Source organism: Rossellomorea sp. LjRoot5 (assembly GCF_964253455.1).
Taxonomy (GTDB): Bacteria; Bacillota; Bacilli; order Bacillales; family Bacillaceae_B; genus Rossellomorea.
On the sequence record NZ_CAXUQN020000001.1, the window covers coordinates 2,403,297 to 2,426,525 of the forward strand.

Consider the following 23,229-nt stretch of genomic DNA (forward strand, 5'->3'; position numbering starts at 1 on the left):
TTGATTACTGATAACGTAGCACAGATATATGATAGAAATATATGATAAAATGGATATTAATCTTCAGACTATTAAAATTTCAATTAAAGGAGAGCGTGTTTCCATGTTACCTTCAGAACTAAGAACGAACATCAGATGCGGAAAGCACCAAACTCACACTTCAGGGGTCTGCCAGGATTATGTACAAGCCAACCTGGTTGTCCTTCCTAAGGAATATGCCTTTGAATTTTTATTATTCACCATACGCAATCCAAAATCCTGTCCGATTGTCGAAGTGTTGGAACCAGGGCAATTCCAATCCAAGTATGCCGAAAACTCCGACATCCGCACTGACATCCCTTTGTACCACGTATATGAAGATGGTCAATTAGTTGATAAGAAGCAGCGGATTGATGAAATATGGAGGGAAGATCTAGTCAGCTTTCTCATCGGATGCAGCTTTACATTTGAGAGTCAGCTCATCAAGGGGGACATTCCTCTGCGTCATATAGAGAAAAACAAAAACGTAGCAATGTATAAGACCAATATCCAGTCAGAAAAAGCCGGAGTATTTGAAGGGCCGATGGTCGTTTCCATGAGACCCATACCTGATTCACTCGTACAGAAAGCAACAGATATAACTGCTCTATTCCCCAAAATGCACGGGGCTCCTGTCCATATCGGAGACCCCGCTGGAATCGGCATACCGGATATTACAAAACCGGATTTTGGTGACTTTGTCGGAATCAGGGAGGGAGAGACTCCCATGTTCTGGGCCTGTGGGGTTACACCTCAAGCAGTGGCCCTTCATGCGAAGATCCCCTTCATGCTCACCCATTCCCCGGGCTGTATGTTCGTTACCGATTGGAAAAATGAAGAGTATTTGCAGGAAGGAAAATAAAATGAGGGACGGACCTGGTGATTTGTCAGGTCCGTCCCTCTATTTCATCATGCATTACTTCTAACTCTTGCAGGTCTCCCGCTTTTTATGAAAAAGGAAAGAACGAGTCCTGCAATGGCCGTTATGCCGGCAACAATGAATGAGACATTGACTCCATGAATCATCCCTTCGAGTCCACGGCTTGGATCTGCACTCGTTGTCATTACGGTTACAAGAAGCGCTGTTCCAACGGCACCGGAGACCTGTCTCATCGTATTGTTCATGGCTGTTCCGTGTGGTATCAGACTCCTGTCCAACTGATTCAGCCCGGCTGTTGTCACCGGCATCATCACCATGGCAACCCCGAACATCCTGAGGGCATTGACCGTTGCCAGATACATAAACGAGGTGTCAGTTGATAAATTTGCAAACATAAACGTCGTGATCGTGAGAATCGATAACCCGATGATGGCCAGCCAACGGGCTCCGAATTTATCAAAGATCCTCCCAGTAATAGGGTTCATAAGCCCCATCAAGAGTGCACCGGGCAGGAGCATAAGCCCTGATTCAAAGGCTGAGAACCCCAGCATATTCTGCATAAGAAGGGGAAGTACAGTAGCCGCTCCGATCATCGCGATAAACACAACCATTCCTAGCACTGTGGTTAACGTGAACATCTTGTTTTTGAACACGCGGAATTCGAGTATCGGCTGCTTCAATTTAAACTGTCTTGTGATGAACCAAAAGAGTGTGACGCTTCCCACAATCATCGAGATAATGACCTGACCACTTCCCCACCCTTGACTTCCAGCGATACTGAAGCCATACAATAACCCCCCAAATCCAAGGGATGAAAGTAAGATGGAAAGAACATCGAGTTTCGGATACGTTTGTTTGGTTACATTCTTTAAAATGAAATACGCGACGATAAAATCGACGATGACGATCGGCAAAATCACATAGAACAAGCTTCTCCAAGGGAATTGTTCAACCAGCCATCCAGAAAGGGTCGGTCCGATTGCCGGAGCGAACGAAATGACGAGACCGAACATCCCCATGGCCGCTCCCCTTTTCTCAACAGGATAAATGAGAAAAAGGATGGTTTGCATGAGGGGCATGATGATACCTGCCCCTGAAGCCTGTATGATTCTCCCGACCATCAAGAAGCCGAAGTTAGGTGCAATGGCACAGATGAGCGTCCCTCCTGCAAACAAGCCCATGGCACTCAGGAACAAAGCCCGGGTCGTGAATCGTTCAATCAGGAATGCCGTAATCGGAATCATCACCCCGTTTACGAGCATAAAGATCGACGTCAGCCATTGGGCGGTACTCGCATCAAGGCTCAGATCGGTCATAATATGAGGGAGAGCCGTCGCAAGCAACGTTTGATTCAGGATGGCAGCGAACGCCCCTGATATAAGTACTACGAGCAGGGGTGTTTTATTAAAGGTTTCCGATTGGGTATTTGCATCTCTGTTATTCATGTTCTCCCTTCTTTCTATTTAACTATGTAGAGGATTTACACAGTCCTCTTTTAATCATGTTCATTTCCTTATCGTATTTTTCAAGCGCTTCTTCATGCGTCAGTTCATCTGCAATGCTCTGAACGAGATTATGGAAGGTGACAGCTGATAGGATTTGCAATACATGATACAAATCCAATTTATTATCAATAGTGAATTGATCTTTATTAACTAAAAGGAAGATTTCCTCATAGCGCTTATCGATGGTTTCCTTGGTTAAAGTCTGAGTGAACGTTTTCTCTATTTTGTAGTTCATATTCAAGAGTACATTACGTATAAAGTTATTTTGTCCATTTTCGTATGAAAACGAAAGCATTGAATGAAACATGACCCTTGTGGCTTCGAACAAATCTCCTTCACGGGATCTCAATAAAGCAATGAAGGTTTCAAACCGTTTCCGGGCATGTTCCCCAACGAGATAGAAAAATGCATCCTCTTTATTCTCAAAGTACTGATAGAAGCTTCCCCTGGGAATTCCAGCCGTCTTCAGGATGTTTGCGATGGAGGCATCGTACAAGGATACCCTGGAAAACTCCTTCTTGGCTGCTTCCACCAGTACATTTCTTTTCTCTTCCTTCAAATTAAAGAATGTTGGTTTAGGCAATTTCACAATCCTCCTTAAAAAATGACACCGTGTCACATGGGACATTCTCCACTTTATGTGACACGGTGTCATATGTCAAACGATAGTGTTTAAAACATTGAAATTCATTCTTCATTTAGAACTTGATTCTTTTTAACTTGTCTGAGTGTTGGACTGCATATTGATAGATCTGATGATGATAATGATGCCTGATCGCAGACACTTCCCTCTTCATTTGGTCAGGATGCTTACTCGTTCCAGAGTCAGGGTGTGACCGATATTTAAGCAGGACTTCATCTAAATAGTAAATGACATAACCTTTCATCAGCATTCGGCACCACATTTCATAGTCCTGGGTGAATTTCAAATGCGGACTGAAATAACCTATTTCTTTATATACATCTCTATGAACCATCACAGAGCACCCATTTATAGGGTTGATACGTGTGATTGTACGGTAGATTTCTTCTGCATTGGAAAACCTTTTTCCCACGAACGGAAGCAATGTTTCATTGTCTTTATTGATATAATCATAATTATGAAAACTTGCTTTGGCGCCTTTAGTGATCATGTAGTCCAATTGTTTTTCTACTTTTTGTTTATGAAAGTGATCATCTGAACTCAACCAGGCGATATACTCACCACTGGATCTTTTGATTCCTGCATTGACGGCAGTCGCTGTTCCACCGTTTTCTTTTTTTATATACGTAATTCGATTCATGAAAGGGGTCAATCTTTCCAACTCTTTAGTAGAGCCATCATCCACAACAATGACTTCCGTATTCGGGTACGTTTGGTTCAAGGCGCTTCGAATCGCCTGATCCACGTACGAACAGTTATAAAAAGGGATCACAATTGATACAATCGGTTTCATGTTCTATTCCTCCAGTATTGCTTTGGTCAAGACGTCAATACTATAGAGTATTCATTTAGCGGTTTTCCGTTTAGGCGGAAAAGCTTTGCTGATAATTTATTACAAAAAGGAAATAGGACTGAACCACTATCGGTCCAGTCCTATATCACTCTTTTATCATTCTTTTAGTAGGTTGTTTTCCACGAGCCAATCATGGGCCACAACGGATACACTATTTCCTTCGATATCCACTTTGTAATTCAGTTCCCGCATAATATCACTGTTTATTTTATCTGCCAATTTACCAGTGATTTCTTTGATTTCGGGATACTTTTTATATACTTCATTGTTAATGCTGACAGCTGCCCTGTATGGTGGGAAGAAATTCTTATCATCCTTTAAGGTTATAAGATCATAATCTACGATGGTTGCATCCGTTTCAAAGGCGACCGATACGTCCACCTGACGGTTATTCAACGCTCTTTGAGTCAATCCAAGATCCATCTGCCTTATTTGGCCGGAGCCGAATTTGAAGCCGTATTTTTCTTCCACCCCTGGGAGGCCATCAGCTCGGTTGGCAAATTCTGCATCAGATGCCATGGTTAATTCACCGGGATGACTATTGATGTATTGTGCCAAATCACTAATTGATTCGATACCCAATTCCTTTGCCTGGTCTTCATTCATGGCAAGGGCGTATGTGTTATTGACATTGGACATATTCATCCAATGGATTCCTTTTTTTGCATCAAGCTTTTTCACTTTTTCGAACGTTTTCTCGGGATCTGACATCGGTTCCTGCCCCATATAGGTGATCAAGGCTGTTCCCGTATATTCCCACATCATATCCACCTGCTCATTTTCCAGTGCCTTACGTACGACAGTACTTCCAAGATTGTTCATTTGCTTGACTTTGAACCCCTCTTCTTTTAAAAGAAAGGCCGTCATCTCAGAAAGCAGGTATTGCTCGGTAAAGTTCTTGCCACCGACGGATATCTGTTTGCCGCCTATCCCCACGTTTGAACAAGCGGAAAGCATAAGTATAAGGGTCAGGACTCCAACCCATTTCAGCTTCTGTTTCATGAATTTCACCTCCTGCTTCAACCATTACATTTCCAATGTTTGTTTCGTGCCTTTAGGAACGACGAGCCGCTCAATGAGCCTCAAGAATAAATCAACCAGAATGGCCAGTATCGTTACCGGAATAGCACCAGAAATTAAATAACCATTATCGAATAATTGAATTCCCGTAAATATCCAGACGCCTAATCCGCCTCCGCCAACGACGTACGCCAGAGCTGCAGTACCTATGTTCAGTACTACAGCTGTCCTGATTCCCGCAAGAATCGAATACGCTGCATTCGGCAATTCAATACGGAAAAGGATTTGATGAGGCTTCATCCCCATCCCTCTTGCTGCATCTATCAGATTATCGTCAATCAAGTCAATTCCTGCAACTGTATTTCGGTAAATCGGTAAAAGGGAATAAATAAACAGAGCGAATATGGCTGTTTTAAACCCGATACCCAAAATACTGATCATAAGGGCAAGTACAGCCAGACTTGGAATGGTTTGGCCAAAATTAACTGTATTCGATACAATCCACTCGGCTCTCCTGAACTGCTTTCGGGTAACCAGGATCCCCACTGGAACCGCCACCACAAGTGCAAGCAACGAAGACACCAAGACCAGTTGCATATGTTGTTTCAATAAGTGGAGAAACGTATTGGATTGACTGAACATATAATCAAAATAATGATTTTTTATCGCCCAGACAAAGAACAGGATGACCAGTGCATACACCACATACCGGACAATATTACTGACAACCTTTTTGGTATTCACCGAATCACCCTTTCTGAACCGCGTTCGATTTTCCTTTGATTTCATAATGGAGATACTTCTGAACAAGATCTATTGTAATCGCGCCTAATTTAGTGCCCCCATCGTCGGTTACAATCACTTGATCAGCTTCCTGATTCAAAAGCATCGACAACGTATTTCTAAGATCATGCCAGACATTGATGGTCTTCGTATCAGGAATCGCTTCATCAAAATCTGCCAGTCCTATAATATTTTTCAAATCGGATATCGTATGGAGACTGAGACTCTTTATGGCTCGGTCTTTTCCGAAGAACTCATATACAAAGTCACTCTTAGGGCGGACAAGCATCTCTGAAGGAGTATCATACTGCATGATTTCTCCTCCCTGTAATAATACGATCTTGTCCGCCATCTTGATCGCCTCATCGATATCATGACTTACAAACAAGATGGTTTTCTTCACTTCCCTTTGAATCTGAAGGAACTCATCCTGTATCTTCTCACGGATGATCGGATCGAGTGCCCCGAACGGCTCATCCATCAACATGACGGGAGGATCTGCTGCCAGCGCGCGAATGACACCGATTCTTTGCTGCTGTCCACCGGATAATTCATGGGGGTATCTTTTTCCGAATTTATCCCCGCTCAGCCCGATCATATCCATCAACTTGTTGAAGCGTTCCTTTTTCTCTTTCTTCCCCCACCCTAACATGTCAGGAACAATCATAACGTTCTCTTCTATCGTCATATTCGGAAACAGTCCGTTGCTTTGAATGACATAACCGATTTTTCTACGGAGCTCAATCTGGTTTAATTCCATTGAATCCTGTCCGTCGATGATGATTTTCCCATCGGTAATCGACTCCAGTCGATTCACCATCCGTAATAAAGTCGTCTTTCCGCAACCCGATGGTCCAAGCAGTACGACGATATGACCTTCTTCCACAGTAAAGTCGACACCTTTAACCGCCGTCACTCCGCCTTCATATGTCTTTGTAGTCTGATCAAACGTAATCATCTCTTCACCTCTTTTACTTTATGCAATGCTTTTTGGTGTATAGCGTTTTTGTATCCACAACAAGATCGCGTCAGCAATCATGGCAAGTATCGCAACTGCAACAGATCCGCTGATGATCAAGTAATTGTCGCCTCTGGAAATCCCCTGAGTGATAAGAACACCGAGTCCTCCCGCTCCTATATAAGCTGCGATTACACCAATTCCGATATTCATGACAACCGCAGTACGTATGCCTGCCATAATAACCGGAAAGGCATTTGGAATTTCAACTTTTAACAGACGTTGGTGGGTCTTCATCCCAACCCCTTTCGCTGCATCTCTCATCTCGGGATTCACATTCCGGATCGCCGTATATGTATTCCTTATAATCGGAAGCTGGGAATAGAGTACCAGTGCCACAAAGGCAGGAACAAATCCAATTCCCTGATTGATGATAGAAAAGATCGGAATCATGACTCCAAACAAGGCAATACTCGGAATTGTCAGCATAACAGATGCAATCTGGAGCACCGTCTCCGCAAGATAATCGTTTGTCGTTAAATATATCCCTAAAGGTACCCCGATCAATAATGCTACGATGATGGCAAGTCCTACGAGAACCGCATGCTCTATCGTGAGATCAAGTATCCGAGGGGCATTGACCTCGAGGAATTTCATCCATTTCTCCACAATTTCACCCTCCTCAATATATGTATTTTTGGCCAAAACAAAAGCCGTCCAGGATCTATAATCATCCTGACGACCCACGGAGTTAGTATTACCGTAAAAATGCGCCAACATTCCTTTACCCTTATTGTCGATTTTTGAAACATTTTGTAATGAAATAGAAATAAAGATAAACCAATTCCTTATTTATTGACCATCCGCTCATCCAAATGGACCAGAAAATAGTCCGGGAAATGCTTCCTCCACAAAACAGCTCCTTCCCAATCACTCGGGAAGGAGCTGTTTTTCTAACTCTTCAGCTTCCATTCTTAAATCTTCCGTATCCATTAATAACCGGAATAATCCTTTCAAGACCAATTTGTCAGGATCTGATTCCCTGCATTCCCCTGAAATCCGGTTTGCTATGTCCATGTAATAACCACTATTATCCATACCGTTGATCTTTCCATACAGGGATTTCCAAGCTTTCTCCCTTTTCTCAAACGATATGAAGGCTCCTTCCCTGTCCATACTGACAGAAAAGGATTTCATCATGTCATCATTCAATTGCGGAGAGCTTTCCCCAATTAGGAAGTCATTTGCAAGAAGTGTAATCTGCCTTACTAAATGTGTCCCAAGTCGTGAGGGCTCAAGGGTATCATCCTGTGATATCATCAGCATCATATAAGACGCATAAATGGACTGAGTCATCCACATCAGATCCCATTTGTATGGCCTGATTTCTTCCCCGTATACATCCAGGAGATTTTGTTCAAGCCAGCTGAACAGACGTCCCCTCATTCGGTGCTCCATGGCCGCCAGTTTTTCACTATTTTTCGTGGACTCCCCTCTCATGTGCATCTTCATATAAGACTTGTACTCCAATATCCCTTCGAATTGCACTTGGAACTGTTTCGCGAATCTCTCCATAGGAGACAGATTCCCATCCAGTCCTACCACGAATGCTTGCTCAAATACAAGCTGTTGATAATGTTCATAGATGGATATGATCAAATCTTCCTTCGATTGAAAATATGAGTAAAGGGAGCCTTTTGATATGCCGACACTTTCAGCGATTTGTTGCATAGACGTCTGATTGTAACCATGAGCTCCAAAGAGTTCCACTGCTGATTCGAGTATTGCATTCCGCTTATCCATTTTCTACACCTCAATATCCAGAGAAAAATATCCCTTTCTCATTTTAACCATAACCAGTAAAAATGAGAAGAGCATTATTTCTTGACTAGATAATTTTTTTAGGTAAAATGACTAGTGAGTCAACGAAACAGATGACTGTTATATCAATGATTAAACTCTTATAAAAATGAAAAAATGACCCACAAGTCAAATATTATCAAGGGAGGATTAAACCATGTTAAAAGCTATTTTAAATCGTTCGAAAATCGTACTGATCTTCATCTTATTATTTGTGATTATCGGAATTTTCACCTTTTTGCAGCTGCCACAACGGGAAATACCCGAAACCAGTGTCAATATCGGTACAGTAACAACTGTTTACCCCGGGGCTACCGTTGATTCCGTTGAAAGGACCATTACAAATCCGATAGAGTCTTCCCTTCAATCCATTGGAGGCATTAAAGAAATCAGCTCCTCATCTTCAGCCGGTTTCTCTACTATTATTGTAGAGGTTGAAGACGGGGAAGACAAAAAAGAAGTGTTCGGTGATGTGCGGCAAGCCGTCTCAGATGCTTCCACCTCGTTTCCTGAAGAAGTGTTCGATCCTGAAGTCAATGAATCTACCGTTAAGATGCCTATCGTATCATACCATTTGATCAGTGATGATAAGGAATCACTCCTTGATATGGATGATGAGGTAAAAAGATGGGAAGAGGAAGTAGAGGATTTAACCGGCGTTTCGAGTGTCACGGTGAAAGGACTTCCTGAAGAAGAAATTATCATAGAATTAAAGAAGGATGAACTCAAAGCATCAGGACTTAATCCTTCTACGGTCATGAGTGCCATCAATGACGAATATTACCCCACTCCCTTAGGAAAACAAGAAGTGGATAAAGAAGTGGTCCAACTGACTGTTGATCATTTTACCACGCTGGATGAAATGAAGGATCTCTTTGTTGGGAAGAATCCAAAAGGAGAATCGATCCTACTCGGAGAGATTGCAAATGTGAAAGTTTCTCCTAAAGAAGTCAAAGATATTGTGACGTTTGAAGGAAAACCTTCTATATCATTTACTGCTTTTGTTCAGCCTGGTGAGGATATCCCAACGGTCGATGAAAGAGTCAGTGATAAAGTGGATGAACTGTCAGACTCGCTTCCAGCCGATGTAGAACTTGTACCTTACTATTCTCAAGCCTCAACTGTAACGGACATTTTCGATGGATTGTTTAAGTCCCTGGGTATTTCCGTTGTGGCAGTTATCCTGACTACAGCTCTTGGACTGACAATTTCCGGTGCTTTTGTAGTGGCTCTTGCCGTACCTATTTCCGTTTTAATGGGGCTGATCCCCCTCCCGTTTGCAGGAGTGGATCTCAATCAGATTTCGGTTATCGGAGCCATCATTGCCCTCGGGATCCTGGTCGATGATTCCATCGTTGTAAACGATAATATTCAACGCAGATATAAACTCGGAGACGGTGCGCTTATGGGCGCCATTACCGGTGTGAAGGAAATATGGGTCTCAATCGTGACTTCCTCCCTTGCCATTGTGTTCACATTCCTTCCGCTCATATTCTTATCAGGCGGAAACGGGGCGTTCATCAGGGCTTTACCAACAGTGTTGATCACAACCATCATTGCATCCACATTGGTGGCTCTGATATTCGTTCCTATCATGAGATACTTTCTTTATAGCAAAACGAAGAAAAAAGTTTCCGATGCTCCAGGGTTATTGGGAAAACCTTTAAATAAACTTGCGGATTTCTATGCCGATACTGTGCTGAAGAAATTCTCGAAAAGGCCGTTCGTCGTGTCTGCCCTAGGCCTCGTGTTCACGACTGCGATCTTTGGTCTGATCGCTCTGACACCTTTTGAATTCTTCCCCTCTGCCGATCGTGAAGAAGTGACAGTCGATGTTACGTTACCGATCGGTACGCCGATAGAAGAAACATCAAATACTCTGGAAGAAATAGAAAAGATATTAAAAACAGATGAAGGTGTCTATGAAACGTCTTCCTTTGCAGGTACAGGATTACCGAATCTGTTCAACAGTTCATTATCCAATTCTGGTCAAAATACTGGTCAATTGGTTGCAAGGGTTGATCGAAAAAACCAGACTGCCCAAGGATTGATCGATGAGTGGACGGACAAATTGCGTAAAGAGTATCCTGAAGCCAAGATCTTCATGGAAACAATCCAGCAAGGTCCGCCGGCAGGGGCTCCTGTCACGGTGACTGTCTCAGGTCCGGAAATGGATCGATTAATTCAGCTCAGGGATACCATTTCCGATAAGATCGATTCGTTGGATACAGAATTAGTCGTTGATAATGTAGGGGAAATGGAACCTACGATCGTGTATGAGCCTAACCGGGAGAAACTTGAAGAAAATGGCATCACAATTAATGATGTCAGTCAGCAGCTGCGCTTGGCTACTGAAGGCATCCCGATGAAATCTTTCGATAATGGTGTGACTAAACGCGATATGACTCTCTTACTGGAAGGAAACGAAGGTGAAGTCGATCTTACTTCCCTGGAAGTTCCTGCTGAAGCGGCTAACCCTGCCGGACCACCGAAATTGGTTTCACTTGATGAACTGGTGACTCCTGAGAAGAAGGAAGAGCTTCAACTCATCCCTCATAAGGATGGAGAGCGTGCCATTACGATACGCGCCTTCCCTGGTGAGGACGAAAATTATAAAGAAAATGTACAGGAAATCGTGAAGGAAGTCAGGAAGAATCTTGATGACAATAACTACTCCATTACATTAGGTGGGGAAAATGAAGCACAAAATGATTTCTTCGCCGAAATCACCATCCTGTTTATCATCGTGATTTTCCTGGTGTATTTATTAATTGCGCTTCAGTTCAATTCTTTATCTCTGCCATTCCTGGTCCTGGTTGCGGTATACCTGGCGATCGCAGGTGCGATTCTCGGATTATTCGTCACTCAGACTCCAATCAGCTTCCTTGCCGTGATGGGGATGGTTTCCCTAACCGGAATCGTCGTACGGAATTCAGTGGTGTTAATTGAGTTTATCGAACAAGGATTACAAAGCGGAATGAGCGTGAAAGAAGCAGTCGTTGAATCTGGTCGTACCCGACTTCGACCTATCCTGCTCACCGCCCTTACCTCGATTGTCGCACTGATTCCAGTGGCAGTCAGTGGTGATGCATTATTCACCCCATTGGCCGTCACCATCATATCAGGTATTTTGTTCTCAGCTGTATTAACGCTGATTATCGTTCCTATGATGTACATGGTTTTTCATCGCTTCAGAAGAAAAAATGTGAAGCATAATTAACAACATCCTGAGGGGAGACACGGTCTCCTCTCCTTTTTATTTTTGGGATGATTGAAAAAAACGTCTTATGTATCCTTTATTAATTGATACGTGACTCTTTAGGATGACTTAAACTTTCCGCTTGAGATATTTCCTATCATCAAGCATTATAGATAAGTGTTACATTTTATACTTATTTTTGGAGGAACAACATGACAAATAAACTAAATTCAAAAGCAATCCTCACAACCTTCATGATCGGTGCTTTTTTTGCCATATTAAATGAAACGTTATTAAATATCGCCCTCACAGAATTAATGGCCGTCTTTAACGTGGATGCCCCCACCGTTCAATGGCTTGCGACAGGTTTCATGTTGGTGATGGGTGTGTTGATGCCCATCTCTGCCCTGTTGATTCAGTGGTTCACAACAAGACAGATGTTCATCGGTGTCATGAGTGTATTTCTCCTCGGCACAGTCATCGCAGCCTGCGCCATTAGCTTTCCCATGCTCCTTATAGGAAGGATGATTCAGGCTGTTGGAACAGGTTTGTTGATCCCGGTCATTATGAACGCCCTGCTGTTGATTTACCGTCCGGAAGTCCGCGGGAAAATCATGGGTACCTTTGGTTTGGTGATCATGTTCGCACCAGCCATCGGACCGACTCTGTCTGGAGTGATCGTCGATTTCCTTGGGTGGAGATGGTTGTTCATCACCGTCATTCCATTTGCCGTATTTTCCATTTTGTTTGCTATGAAATACTTACAAAATGTCGGTGAAGTTTCCCGTCCCGCTGTCGATGTATTTTCAATCATCCTCTCTTCCATAGGGATCGGCGGGATCGTATACGGCTTTAGCGCGGCAGGCGAAGAAGAAGCAGGATTTACGTCGGTGAAAATCATTGCCATCATAGCCATATCCGTGATCAGTGTCGTTCTCTTTGTCCTTCGACAATTGAAGCTTGATCAACCTCTCCTTGATGTGAGGGTATTCCGTTACAAGAGCTATACGAGGGGTGTAACCATCTTCGTCATCGTCATTATGGCCATGTTTGCCTCAGAAATTGTGATGCCGATGTACCTCCAGGGTCCTCTGGGGTTCTCTGCAAAAGCAGCTGGATTACTGCTGCTTCCTGGGGCATTGCTGAATGGCCTGATGTCTCCTACCATGGGCTCCCTTTTCGATAAATACGGCCCTAGGAAACTCATCATACCAGGCACGCTCACCTTGTTGGGAGTCATGATTTTCTTTAGCGGCATCAATCCGGCTACACCGATTTGGTTATTTGTACTGGTCTACATGATTCTCATGTTGTCGATATCCGCTATTATGATGCCTGCTCAAACCAATGGATTGAATGAACTCCCAAAGCACTTATACCCACACGGAACCGCCATTGCCAACACCTTGCAGCCGGTTGCCGGTGCACTTGGAGTTTCCATCTTTGTCAGCATCATGACCCAAAGTCAGAAAGGATACATCGAAGAGCAAGCAGGTGAGGTAACGGAAGGAATCCTTCACAATGCCATGACCTATGGTGTTCATCATGCCTATTGGTTTGCCCTTGCATTGGCTGCAATTGCATTCCTGATTTCATTGTTTATCCGCAAAGCGATTGCACCGGATTTTGACGAAGTGAAGTCAGAAGCTTAATAGATCGAATATCAAACGAACGGGAAGATCGCTACATAGGCGGGCTTCCCGTTTGTTATTCCTACTAATCAAACACGTAAAGTGCTATTACTGTACGTAACCCCTCTCCAAGAGTAAAATGAGCTTGAACGAAAGTATGAGGAGGATTTTGCATGGAGAAAGAAATAAAGATCATTGAAGATATTCGTTCTGAATTATTAAATAGTGTGAATGACTTAACAGACGAGGAATGTAACCAAGAGTTGGAAGAAGGTCGTTGGACGATCATGCAGGTATTGGATCATCTTTATTTAATGGAGAGATCCCTTACTAAAACGATTCAGTTGACCCTTGAAAAAGGCGAAGAACAGCAGGTGGACTCTAAACCGGTTCACTTTGCGGTAAATCGATCGACCAAGGTAGATGCCCCTCCTTTTGTGGTTCCTTCAGAAGAAATGCAGACTCTTCAGCAAATGAAGGAAAAACTGGAAGCGTCTCGAAAAGATCTTCTCAATTTTCTTGGAACAACGAGCAAGGAAGATTTACAGAAAAAAGCGTATCCTCACCCTATTTTCGGGCATATCCGTTTAGATGAGTGGGTACCGTTCATTGGTTATCATGAGAAGAGACACTTAGAACAAATTGAAGAGTTGAAATCAAAATTACAGACCTGTATGAATAGGATCTGTTTCTGTTTGAAACAGATCCTTATTAATTAAACCGATCTCTACAATTTTAGATCTCGTTTTTCAAAAAATAAAAATGTCGCAAAGCTCAAAATGACGATCAACGCTAATGATATCCCCACATAAGCAGAACCCAATCCTCCTCCATACATTACACTTTCAGCTTCAAAGTACTTAAAGGGTGTGAGATATTTTAAAGCCTCGATTTTTCCGTTCAAATCAATGGCGAATGACAGAATGAATGTCAGTAATAATACGCCAGTTGCGACTGCTGCTGATTTTCCAGGCTTTTTACTATAAGCTGCCACCGCCGTTCCAATCAATAAAAATAGTACTTGTAATATAATCATTCCGACTACCGTTACTCCAATATCAAAAGCTACCGACACATCACTATAATGACCTACAATCAACAAGGAGGAAATCCATGTGATCAATGCGAGTATCCCGATTTGAGTGAAGGCTGCTGCAAGCTTAACCCCTATGATTTTCTTCCTTGTAAGGGGTTTGACAAATAGAAACTCGGCGGTTTTATCCCTCTCTTCCTTGGAAATGATGGTCGCACCGGTCAAGGCTGCGTGGATGGTTGCAAGTAATAAGATATAAAGAAAGAGCACTCCGTAATATCCACTCGCTGTCGCCATATCAAGAGTACCAATTCCGAGAATGGCTTGCATAGGCTTAGGCAGCCCCTCCATCAATTCGTTCATGGATTGACCTGACGACGAGAAGCCTGCATACTTCCCCAGCCCAGATCCAATCAATGCAATCATTCCTGTGCACCAGATGATTAGGGATTTACGATGAGCCCTCATTTCTCGTACATATACATTCATGACATCCCCTCCTTTTATACCGTATGAATGTCTTTTTTATTATAAATGATGAAGCTTAAGACCATGGCGACGACGATCAGTGTGATCCCTGCCACAAGGAATGACCACTCATACGCAGCGTGAACCATAATATAAGTGTAGTCAAAGTACTTAAAAGGTGTAAAATAACGCCCTGCTTCTTCTGTTGCAGCTACCATACTAATAACAAAAAAGGCGAATACGATGCCAAGTGAGAGCGTAAGGACAGATTTTACCCTTGACCATACGACCGCGATGATCATTCCTAAGGCAAACATGATGAATTGTGTGAGTAAGAGAGTAGTTGAAATCAATAAGAATATAGTAAGACTGAACCATTCCACCTTTACCAGGTTGGCGACAATGATCGCCGAAATCACGTAGACAATATTCGTAAGCAGGAGAGAAACAAGAGCTGCCAATACTTTCGAGTAAAGAATCTTCGTCCGGGTCACAGGCTTAGTCAGAAGAAAGTCCGCCGTCTTTTCCCTGATTTCCTTCGAACCAATCGAAATGGCCAGATTCATTGCCTGTATGGCACCGCATAATGTTATATAAAGAAAGAAATACGAATAATAACCGTTTAGGGATCCTATGCTATCAATCTGTATTCCCAATGCTTTTCGAACCCCCTCCGGAAACCCCTCCAGGAGCTTTTTGAATTCGTCGATTTCTTTAGAAATGGACGGAAACATGGACATGAACACAATCATCAATGAAGTAAGGGCCAAAGTCCATAAAATAGTCGACTTCCGATAAGACTTAAGCTCATAAAGAAAGATATTCATAGAGCATCAAGCCTCCTTTTTATAATAGTGCATAAAGATTTCTTCTAAATCAGGCTCCTCGATCCATAGATTCGTTATTTCAATATCAGCAATCTTCTTCATGACCTTGTTGATATCCCCCCTGAAGAGGAAGCTGATTTGGCGATCATTTATTTCCAGTTTACTTACGCCCTCCACCTCAAAGTAAGAAGATTCGTAATCCCCTTTCGTCTCTATCTTGAATTTTTTATGATTCTTTTCTTTTAGCGTACTGATTTTCTCAACTTGAACGATCCTTCCTTCTTTTATGATTGCGACCCGATCACACATTCGCTGAACTTCACTCAATATATGTGATGAAAATAAGATGGTAGCTCCTCTCTTATTTTCATTTTGAAGCAATTCAAAGAATTTCTGTTGCATGAGGGGATCCAATCCTGAAGTAGGTTCATCCAATAAAATCAGCTTAGGTTCATGAAGCAAACCCTGGATGATCCCGACCTTCTTCTTATTACCAAGGGATAGATCATCAATCTTCTTCGTTACGTCCAGATTTAACATATCGGCCAATTCCTTGATTCTTTTTGTACAATCCTTTTTATAAAAGCTGGCAGAATACTTAAGAAGATCCATCACTTTCATGTTGTCATAATAAAATACTTCAGAAGGCAGGTATCCCACTTCCTTTGCAATTTCAGGGGCAAATTCAATGCAGTCCATACCGAAGATCGTTGCGCTGCCTCCGGACGGATGGATCAATGAAAGCAAGGTCCGGATGGTCGTTGATTTCCCCGCGCCATTAGGCCCGATGAAGCCAAAGATCTCTCCTTCTTCTACATGAAAACTGATGTCGCTGATACCCCTGGATTTCCCATAGTTTTTAGTCAAAGAATGAATCTCAATCACATTCATCACATTAGCCTCCCTTTATCTTTCTATTTATAAAAAGAAATCTTCAACAATTCGATGTAGGCATCGATTTCCGCCATCACTTCTTCTTGATTGATTTCATCTACCGATAGTGATATCGCTTTCTGCTGTTGTTGATTGGCCATCCCTTCAAAGGTCCAATAAATAACCTGGATCGATTTATTTACGTCGATCCCTTCTTTGAATCTGGAGGTGTCGATGTTGGAGAATAAAGTGGCAAAGCTACTCTCCACCATCCTCGTTTTATACTTCTCAATTTCGTCTTTTACTTCGGGAGCCTCTTCTGAGAAGGCGCTGGTAAGGAAATTGATCAGATCAGGATAGACAGAAAATAATTCAAACTTGATCAATGTCACTGAACGGATCGTAACGAAAATGTCATGTTCATTCCAGTCGAGTCTTTCATATATTTTTTCTGTGAATAATTCCGAGAGATGTTCATAAAGAGAAATATACAGTTCCTTTTTACTATTAAAATAATGAAACAGGATCCCCTTGGAAATCTTCGCTTCCTTTACGATGGCATTTGTCGAGGCTTTCTCATAACCATTTTCGGCGAAAACCCGGGTTGCGGCTCTAATGATTCGATCCTCTTTCTCTGAATCGATTTTCAACGACTTAAACAATCTTGTTTGACCTCCTTTTAAAGGATAAGTGTTTGACCACTGTGGTCAATTTCATTTTAATCCTTTTGACCATTGTGGTCAATACTATTTTTATATAATGGCTGACTTCGCTAATTTACTTCTTTTTACCCTGAACAATATGTAATCTTGGATTAAAAAAAAGCTCAGGTGAGTACCTGACCTTCTTAGTGAGTTATATTAACCTATGAGTTGCCGTCTCTTCTTTACACCCTGCCTAAAGCCATTCCCCCAAAAGCGAATAAGATACCAATTGAATAGCTGAGCAGGAGATAAGTAATCAGGGGCTTCCATTTTTTATCGGAATGAAGTTGAATGTTTTCCAATTTAAATGTGGAAAATGTCGTAAAGGATCCAAGAAAACCAGTCCCAAGGAGAAGAATGCCTGTTTCTGCGATCTCCGACCCGATTAAATATCCAAGAAGAAAAGACCCAACCAGATTAACGAATAAGGTAGCGTATGGAAAATCAGAGTGATCATATTTCTTGAACAAACGGCTGATCCCAAAACGGGACATTGCCCCAAAGAACCCTCCGATTGCGACCATCATACCCTGCATCATCATCATTAGACCCCCTTTCGCTTATACAGATTCAATTGCTGCTTTCCAATCGTAAAGCCTGCCCATGACATAAACAAACCACCGAACATGCTTCCTAGTACATAAACAAGTGCCAGAACCAAATGTGAATGAGTAAGAAGGTCTACGGTTTCGACACTAAATGTGGAAAAGGTTGTGAAAGATCCAATCATCCCGGTCCCAATGGCTGTAGCTGCCATTGAATGGATCTTCTTCATTTGAAATATATATGTTGTTACATATCCCAATGTGAAGCTTCCAATCATATTGGCCAGAAATGTCCCCATTGGAAACGTATAATCCCACCATCCTCCGGCAAATATCCCAAGATAATATCTCAGCAGGGCACCCACCATACCGGCTGCACCGACTAATATATAGATCATATTTTTTCACCTCTGACATACTATTTCATTCATGAAAGAGACTCCTACCGATACATAAGTCTCGGTAGGAGCCTTTCACTTTTAAGTCGTAAAGCTAACTCCCTTGACGTTCACTGACTATTTTACCACAAGAAATATGTTGACCAAATCCGTTACATCAATTTTGTAATAAACATGGTGGCAATTCCAAAATAGATAAGAAGGGAAAGAATATCATTAATTGTGGTGATCAAAGGGCCGGATGCAACGGCAGGATCTACGTTAAACTTATACAATATGAGGGGGATGATGGTTCCTGCCAATGTCCCAATAATTAACGTAATCAGTAATGAGCTTCCCACCACGAGTCCAAGAACAATATTGCCCTGCCACACAAAGGCAATCAGGGCGATCATGACAGCACAAGTCACACCGATGATGATGCCTACCCATAGTTCCCTAAAAACCAGCTTTATGACTTGTTTTATATCCAAATCATACGAGACCAGTCCTCTGACGACGACGGCCAATGATTGCGTACCCGTGTTCCCGGTCATCCCCGCAATCATCGGCATAAAGAACGCAAGTGCGACAACCTGTTCCAAGGTTGCAGAGAATCTGTCAATGATACTTCCCGAAACGAGTCCGATGAACAGCAGTAAAACTAGCCATGGAAGACGGCGATAGGCTGCAACAAATGGTTTAGTCGTAAAGTCGATGGATTTACCCGATGCAGATAACTTCTCAATATCTTCATTGGCCTCTTGAATGACAACATCAATGATGTCATCGACAGTGATGACCCCGACAAGCCTTCCGTCTTCTTCAATGACAGGAAGTGTGATGAAATCATAGCGGCTGATCAATTTGGCCACTTCTTCCTGATCGGTATGGACATCCACCTTAACCACACGGCTGTACATGATATCTTCAATTTTATCTACTAATTCACTAAGTAATAAATCCTTGTAGGAAATGACCCCTAACAATTTCTTTTCGTCGTCGATGACATAGAGATAGTTCAAATATTCGGCGAGTTCTGCGAAATGCTTCAGTTTATCCACCGCTTCACGGACCGTATAATGTTTAGGTATCCAGACATACCGGTTGTTCATGATCCGGCCGGCTGTCTCCGGTTGGTAGGTCATGAGGTTCTGTACGACCTGAGACTCTGCCTGATTCATCTCTGATAGCAATTCCTCTATCTTCTCGGGCTCTAAATCCGTCAGCAATGTGGCCAGGTTGTCATTTTCCATCAAGTCGAGAACCTTTGTAGATTTCTCAATCCCCAGTTTTTCCAGTACGAGCAATTGGTCTTCCCTTTCTATCTCCTGAATGAATTCCGTTAGTTCTTCAAGAGGTAAATACAAAAGGAATTTATTCCGGTGCTTGGACGGGATATGTAGATATTGCTGAGCGATATCGTATGGCTGAAGCTCTTCGATGATATCTAAAAAAATGCTTTTCTTCCCATCTTTCAAACTTTGGATAATAGCAAGGGTGATTTCATTTTCCGTCATGGCTAATGTCATTGAGGGTGCTCCTTATCATATGTTTCTTTCAGATGGCATGAGGAAATACCGAGAAGGGTACTCACCACCCTACTAGTATCTCCCGAATCCTGTGTTCATGCCAATTTCTATTCAACTGTTTGTTGATCTATGGATAAGATTTCCTTCAACTCCTCTTCGGTTAAGGTTTGTACCATCTTTTCATCAGGGGTCATGATATCCCGGATCAGGTGCCTCTTTTTATCCTGTAGCTCGTTCATCTTCTCTTCGATTGTTCCTTTGGCAATCAGCTTCATCACTTTCACCGTATTTTCCTGTCCCATCCGATGGGCCCTGTCCGCTGCTTGTTCCTCTACTGCAGGATTCCACCATGTATCATATAGAATGACCGTATCGGCACTCGTTAAATTCAGCCCCGTTCCACCTGCCTTGAGGGAGATGAGAAATAGATTCCGTTCTCCTTCATTGAATCGACTGCACATCTTAACCCTCTCTTCTGAAGGAGTCGCTCCATTCAAGTAAAAATAGGATTGCCCTTTGATTGTCAGCTCTCTCCCGATCATCTCAAGCATTTTCGTAAATTGTGAAAAGACCAGGACCCTTCTGCCTGACAACCTGGATTCCTCCAACAACTCCATCAGCTCTAAGAATTTTGCTGATGAGCCATGATAACCATCTACAAATAATCCGGGATGGCAGCAGATTTGTCTTAGGCGGGTCAATCCGGCGAGAATTTTAATTTTGTTTTTCCTCAGCGTGTCCTTATCCAAATGCTTCATCGTATCGTGTTTCAGCTTGGCGAGGTAAACTGCATACAATTCTTTCTGCTGGGGCAGGAGCTCTGAATAATGGGTGATTTCTTCTTTTCCGGGAAGTTCAGATAACACGTCTTCTTTCATTCTGCGAAGAACGAATGGTTTGATTCTTTTCGCTATATCTTTTCTTGTTAAGCGGCTGTAATCCTTAAGTCCCTTGAATAATCCAGGAAATACAACGTGGAAGATGGACCATAATTCTTCAAGTGAATTCTCTACAGGTGTTCCTGACAAGGCGAAGCGATTATTCGCTTCTATCTTCTTCACACTTCTTGCCGTTTGGGTGAGTGGATTTTTGAAGGCCTGTGCCTCATCAAAAAAGACCGTATGGAATTTCTGTCGTTCATACCATTTACTGTCGCTTCTCAGTAAAGGATAGGAAGTGATGATTACATCCGCATCCTTCATACCTTTCTGTTTCTTCTTTCGTACAGCCTGATTACCGTCCATGATGAGGACATTTACGTCGGGGGCAAATTTCCCACATTCGCTTTTCCAGTTATACGTCAGGGAAGAGGGACAGACAATCAGGGCCGGAAGCTTCTTTTCCCTGATTTCTTCAAGAACCGATACGATAAACGTGATGCTCTGAACCGTTTTCCCAAGCCCCATATCATCAGCGAGGATCCCGCCCAACCCATAATGGGAAAGAGTCTTCATCCAGCGAAAGCCTGTCTTCTGGTAGTTTCTCAGCTGCTCGTCTAATAGGGAAGGCACCGAAATCTCCCGGCTGTCTGGGTTCATAAGATGCCCGTAAAATTCATGGAAGGAATGTTCAAGAGTAAAGGAATGCCCCCCATCAACTGTATCCAGCAAATGTAGGCTTTGATGCATTGGTAGTTCGAGCCCCTTTACGAGATCATTCTTCTCTGCCTGTGAGGTATGCATGAAGCGCTGAATATCTTGAAATTCCTTTGAGTCCAGTGACAAGAGTGATCCGTTTCGCATCCTGTAATACTTCCGTTTTTCTTCCAGTGCCCCGAGGATTTCCATTACCTGTCTATCCGGGATGCCATCCATTTCAAATGTGAATTCCAACCAATTCATTCGTTCCTTTTTTACTTTGACCCTTATTTTTGGATGATGATTCCCTCTGGAAATCCTGTTTCTTACGGCGGTGGTGGCATAAATTTGAACATCCTTTTGAAGCTTCGTCACTCCATAGGTTAAAAACTCATATTCTAACTCTTCATGGTGTAAGTAGTAACCACCTTCTGTTTTTCCGAAAGAAAACTCGTCCATCCATTCCAGAATGGTATTTTCTTTCTCTACATTTCGTATTAGAAGAGAACCTGATGGCGCTTCCCGATTTTCAAGAGGATGAATAACGATTTGATCATAATGGAATTCAAGTCCTGCTAACAATCGGTTTTTCACCCGATCGAGATAAAGCTTCGCAACAAGTGGAGCAGTTTCCAGCTTTTCTGCAATGTCCTCTGATATTTGTACTTCCCCTAATTTCTTCAATCCAACAGCCACTTTTTCAAGGAAAAAGCCGATCTGATCTGGAGAAATCGGGATGTACCGTGCCCCTGAATGGTCCAACAGTCTCTTTAATTCAGTTAGTCTTTTACCATCCATGCTGCCAACCTGGGTAAAAATACCATCATGAATGACGGTTTGATATTCATCCATGACCGTCATATCATTCAGTCCAGAGATGTATAACCTGTAACCACCTGCGTCGGCATGCTTAAATTGGAATTGTATTGGAAGAGGCAGTTCCCCTTGCCTAAACCCTTTATGGACTCTTGCATTATGTTGCACTTTAACGTCTTTAGCACGTAAAAGTAATGAACTAACGTCCTCCCATGACGCTGGAGGGATAAGCAAATGGTCATCATCGTTTTTTTCCATTACTGAACCCTTTGACACCTTCACTAGATATTGAATGACAGCTGCCGTATCAGTTTCAAAATAATGAAACTCAGGATTGAATATGAATGATTCTGAAACATGAAAGGGTTTCCCTTCATTTATATATTCCAAAAAGGATCGAATCGGCATTACCATATTTCCATCTATCGTACATTCAATTCCAAGCATGTATCCCCCGTCTTGGGTAGATATGGGTTTAATAAGAAATTCACATGGCACAATCTGTCTGTTTTCAAAATGGCGAAGCTTGGCGGGGGAACGAAAGGTTTCCTCCTGGAACAATGTGAAAAATTTGTCTGTTACGCCTTCTTCATTCCTTTTTATTTTTTGCTCTTCATTCTCAAGTTTCAAAAGCACAGCTGCTATATGCTGACAATCCTTATCAAATGAAGCAAGCTTGGGGCAGCTGCAACAAGCTTCGATTTCACCTTTTGCGTCCTCCTGAATGGTAACGTGAAATTCTTCTTCCCCCATCACAGTTCCTCGACAATAATGTCTCGAATATTCGTCTAATTTCACCTTATTGGAGCGGTAATATGCCTCTCCCCGTTTGAAGGAAACGGTACCGCAGCGTTCTTTTATAAGTTTTTGATGTATAGCCTTCAAGGATCTGATTCCTTCCATGAATATGTATAGTAATGACCGATCAAATTTTTTGCGTTGAACATTCTAATGATAACAACAATTTTCGGATTTAGAAACATCCTGAGAGGATTAGTATTTTCATAGAAACGTATAAAGAAGAATAAAGCCACATAGAATATAAAGGAAACAGAAAAAAATCCGCACTATGAGGCCAGTCATAGTCCGGAAAACGTTCATGTCTTTTTCTACTTATCGATGTGGTT

20 protein-coding genes are annotated in these 23,229 nt (G+C 42.4%); 4 read left to right on the top strand and 16 right to left on the bottom strand.

Annotated elements, in window-relative coordinates:
- Nucleotides 1-103 precede the first annotated feature (103 nt).
- Complete coding sequence (locus ACSQ2E_RS12440; protein WP_435990918.1) at nt 104-880, top strand: putative hydro-lyase; 777 nt, start codon at nt 104-106, stop codon at nt 878-880.
- Between the two features lie 47 nt (nt 881-927).
- On the opposite strand, the gene ACSQ2E_RS12445 is transcribed toward ACSQ2E_RS12440, so the two are convergent.
- From ACSQ2E_RS12445 to ACSQ2E_RS12480, 8 genes are all read right to left on the bottom strand, one after another.
- Complete coding sequence (locus ACSQ2E_RS12445) at nt 928-2,343, bottom strand: MDR family MFS transporter (protein WP_435990919.1); 1,416 nt, start codon at nt 2,341-2,343, stop codon at nt 928-930.
- A gap of 22 nt (nt 2,344-2,365) precedes the next feature.
- Entirely contained in the window at nt 2,366-2,986 is a 621-nt protein-coding gene (locus tag ACSQ2E_RS12450; protein WP_435990920.1) for a TetR/AcrR family transcriptional regulator, read from the bottom strand.
- A 115-nt stretch (nt 2,987-3,101) separates the two neighbouring features.
- On the bottom strand, nt 3,102-3,839 hold the full coding sequence (locus ACSQ2E_RS12455; protein ID WP_435990921.1) for a glycosyltransferase family 2 protein: 738 nt from the start codon (nt 3,837-3,839) through the stop codon (nt 3,102-3,104).
- 156 nt (nt 3,840-3,995) lie between these two features.
- Nucleotides 3,996-4,901 (bottom strand): glycine betaine ABC transporter substrate-binding protein, encoded by a 906-nt coding sequence (locus ACSQ2E_RS12460; RefSeq protein ID WP_435990922.1) that lies wholly within the window; start codon nt 4,899-4,901, stop codon nt 3,996-3,998.
- A 24-nt stretch (nt 4,902-4,925) separates the two neighbouring features.
- Entirely contained in the window at nt 4,926-5,663 is a 738-nt protein-coding gene (locus tag ACSQ2E_RS12465; RefSeq protein ID WP_435990923.1) for an ABC transporter permease, read from the bottom strand.
- A 4-nt stretch (nt 5,664-5,667) separates the two neighbouring features.
- Complete coding sequence (locus ACSQ2E_RS12470; RefSeq protein WP_435990925.1) at nt 5,668-6,660, bottom strand: ABC transporter ATP-binding protein; 993 nt, start codon at nt 6,658-6,660, stop codon at nt 5,668-5,670.
- Between the two features lie 18 nt (nt 6,661-6,678).
- Nucleotides 6,679-7,329 (bottom strand): ABC transporter permease, encoded by a 651-nt coding sequence (locus ACSQ2E_RS12475; protein WP_435990927.1) that lies wholly within the window; start codon nt 7,327-7,329, stop codon nt 6,679-6,681.
- Between the two features lie 261 nt (nt 7,330-7,590).
- Nucleotides 7,591-8,463, bottom strand: a complete 873-nt coding sequence (locus tag ACSQ2E_RS12480; protein ID WP_435990929.1) for a TetR/AcrR family transcriptional regulator — start codon at nt 8,461-8,463, stop codon at nt 7,591-7,593.
- Between the two features lie 214 nt (nt 8,464-8,677).
- On the opposite strand from ACSQ2E_RS12480, the gene ACSQ2E_RS12485 reads away from it, so the two are divergent.
- The 3 genes from ACSQ2E_RS12485 to ACSQ2E_RS12495 all read left to right on the top strand — a co-directional run bounded on the left by ACSQ2E_RS12485 (nt 8,678) and on the right by ACSQ2E_RS12495 (nt 14,069).
- Entirely contained in the window at nt 8,678-11,740 is a 3,063-nt protein-coding gene (locus ACSQ2E_RS12485; protein WP_435990931.1) for an efflux RND transporter permease subunit, read from the top strand.
- 191 nt (nt 11,741-11,931) lie between these two features.
- Entirely contained in the window at nt 11,932-13,371 is a 1,440-nt protein-coding gene (locus tag ACSQ2E_RS12490; RefSeq protein ID WP_435990933.1) for an MDR family MFS transporter, read from the top strand.
- Between the two features lie 152 nt (nt 13,372-13,523).
- Nucleotides 13,524-14,069, top strand: coding sequence for a DinB family protein (locus ACSQ2E_RS12495; RefSeq protein WP_435990935.1), 546 nt, complete (start codon nt 13,524-13,526; stop codon nt 14,067-14,069).
- 8 nt (nt 14,070-14,077) lie between these two features.
- Here the strand turns inward: ACSQ2E_RS12495 and ACSQ2E_RS12500 are convergent, their stop codons facing one another.
- From ACSQ2E_RS12500 to ACSQ2E_RS12535, 8 genes are all read right to left on the bottom strand, one after another.
- Entirely contained in the window at nt 14,078-14,872 is a 795-nt protein-coding gene (locus tag ACSQ2E_RS12500) for an ABC transporter permease subunit (RefSeq protein WP_435990937.1), read from the bottom strand.
- A 14-nt stretch (nt 14,873-14,886) separates the two neighbouring features.
- Nucleotides 14,887-15,678 (bottom strand): ABC transporter permease subunit, encoded by a 792-nt coding sequence (locus ACSQ2E_RS12505; RefSeq protein WP_435990939.1) that lies wholly within the window; start codon nt 15,676-15,678, stop codon nt 14,887-14,889.
- 6 nt (nt 15,679-15,684) lie between these two features.
- Nucleotides 15,685-16,569: an ATP-binding cassette domain-containing protein gene (locus ACSQ2E_RS12510; protein ID WP_435990941.1), complete on the bottom strand. Its 885-nt coding sequence runs from the start codon at nt 16,567-16,569 to the stop codon at nt 15,685-15,687.
- A 23-nt stretch (nt 16,570-16,592) separates the two neighbouring features.
- Nucleotides 16,593-17,213: a TetR/AcrR family transcriptional regulator gene (locus ACSQ2E_RS12515; RefSeq protein WP_435990943.1), complete on the bottom strand. Its 621-nt coding sequence runs from the start codon at nt 17,211-17,213 to the stop codon at nt 16,593-16,595.
- A gap of 224 nt (nt 17,214-17,437) precedes the next feature.
- The gene (crcB, locus tag ACSQ2E_RS12520; RefSeq protein WP_435994524.1) at nt 17,438-17,794 is read right to left on the bottom strand and encodes a fluoride efflux transporter CrcB; all 357 of its coding nucleotides are present in this window, start codon (nt 17,792-17,794) and stop codon (nt 17,438-17,440) included.
- 5 nt (nt 17,795-17,799) lie between these two features.
- Nucleotides 17,800-18,198, bottom strand: a complete 399-nt coding sequence (crcB, locus tag ACSQ2E_RS12525) for a fluoride efflux transporter CrcB (protein ID WP_435990945.1) — start codon at nt 18,196-18,198, stop codon at nt 17,800-17,802.
- 152 nt (nt 18,199-18,350) lie between these two features.
- Entirely contained in the window at nt 18,351-19,709 is a 1,359-nt protein-coding gene (mgtE, locus tag ACSQ2E_RS12530) for a magnesium transporter (RefSeq protein ID WP_435990947.1), read from the bottom strand.
- A 107-nt stretch (nt 19,710-19,816) separates the two neighbouring features.
- A complete protein-coding gene (locus ACSQ2E_RS12535) occupies nt 19,817-22,855 on the bottom strand; it encodes an SNF2 helicase associated domain-containing protein (RefSeq protein ID WP_435990949.1) in 3,039 nt (1,012 codons plus the stop codon).
- Between the last annotated feature and the right edge of the window lie 374 nt (nt 22,856-23,229).

What these genes read in the sequence shown, in the direction of transcription:
- ACSQ2E_RS12440 (WP_435990918.1), top strand. Translation starts at nt 104, where the DNA reads ATGTTACCTTCAGAACTAAGAACGAACATCAGATGCGGAAAGCACCAA.
- ACSQ2E_RS12445 (WP_435990919.1), bottom strand. Translation starts at nt 2,343, where the DNA reads ATGAATAACAGAGATGCAAATACCCAATCGGAAACCTTTAATAAAACA.
- ACSQ2E_RS12455 (WP_435990921.1), bottom strand. Translation starts at nt 3,839, where the DNA reads ATGAAACCGATTGTATCAATTGTGATCCCTTTTTATAACTGTTCGTAC.
- ACSQ2E_RS12460 (WP_435990922.1), bottom strand. Translation starts at nt 4,901, where the DNA reads ATGAAACAGAAGCTGAAATGGGTTGGAGTCCTGACCCTTATACTTATG.
- ACSQ2E_RS12470 (WP_435990925.1), bottom strand. Translation starts at nt 6,660, where the DNA reads ATGATTACGTTTGATCAGACTACAAAGACATATGAAGGCGGAGTGACG.
- ACSQ2E_RS12480 (WP_435990929.1), bottom strand. Translation starts at nt 8,463, where the DNA reads ATGGATAAGCGGAATGCAATACTCGAATCAGCAGTGGAACTCTTTGGA.
- ACSQ2E_RS12485 (WP_435990931.1), top strand. Translation starts at nt 8,678, where the DNA reads ATGTTAAAAGCTATTTTAAATCGTTCGAAAATCGTACTGATCTTCATC.
- ACSQ2E_RS12490 (WP_435990933.1), top strand. Translation starts at nt 11,932, where the DNA reads ATGACAAATAAACTAAATTCAAAAGCAATCCTCACAACCTTCATGATC.
- ACSQ2E_RS12495 (WP_435990935.1), top strand. Translation starts at nt 13,524, where the DNA reads ATGGAGAAAGAAATAAAGATCATTGAAGATATTCGTTCTGAATTATTA.
- ACSQ2E_RS12500 (WP_435990937.1), bottom strand. Translation starts at nt 14,872, where the DNA reads ATGAATGTATATGTACGAGAAATGAGGGCTCATCGTAAATCCCTAATC.
- ACSQ2E_RS12505 (WP_435990939.1), bottom strand. Translation starts at nt 15,678, where the DNA reads ATGAATATCTTTCTTTATGAGCTTAAGTCTTATCGGAAGTCGACTATT.
- ACSQ2E_RS12510 (WP_435990941.1), bottom strand. Translation starts at nt 16,569, where the DNA reads ATGAATGTGATTGAGATTCATTCTTTGACTAAAAACTATGGGAAATCC.
- crcB (WP_435994524.1), bottom strand. Translation starts at nt 17,794, where the DNA reads ATGATGCAGGGTATGATGGTCGCAATCGGAGGGTTCTTTGGGGCAATG.
- crcB (WP_435990945.1), bottom strand. Translation starts at nt 18,198, where the DNA reads ATGATCTATATATTAGTCGGTGCAGCCGGTATGGTGGGTGCCCTGCTG.
- mgtE (WP_435990947.1), bottom strand. Translation starts at nt 19,709, where the DNA reads ATGACATTAGCCATGACGGAAAATGAAATCACCCTTGCTATTATCCAA.
- ACSQ2E_RS12535 (WP_435990949.1), bottom strand. Translation starts at nt 22,855, where the DNA reads ATGGGGGAAGAAGAATTTCACGTTACCATTCAGGAGGACGCAAAAGGT.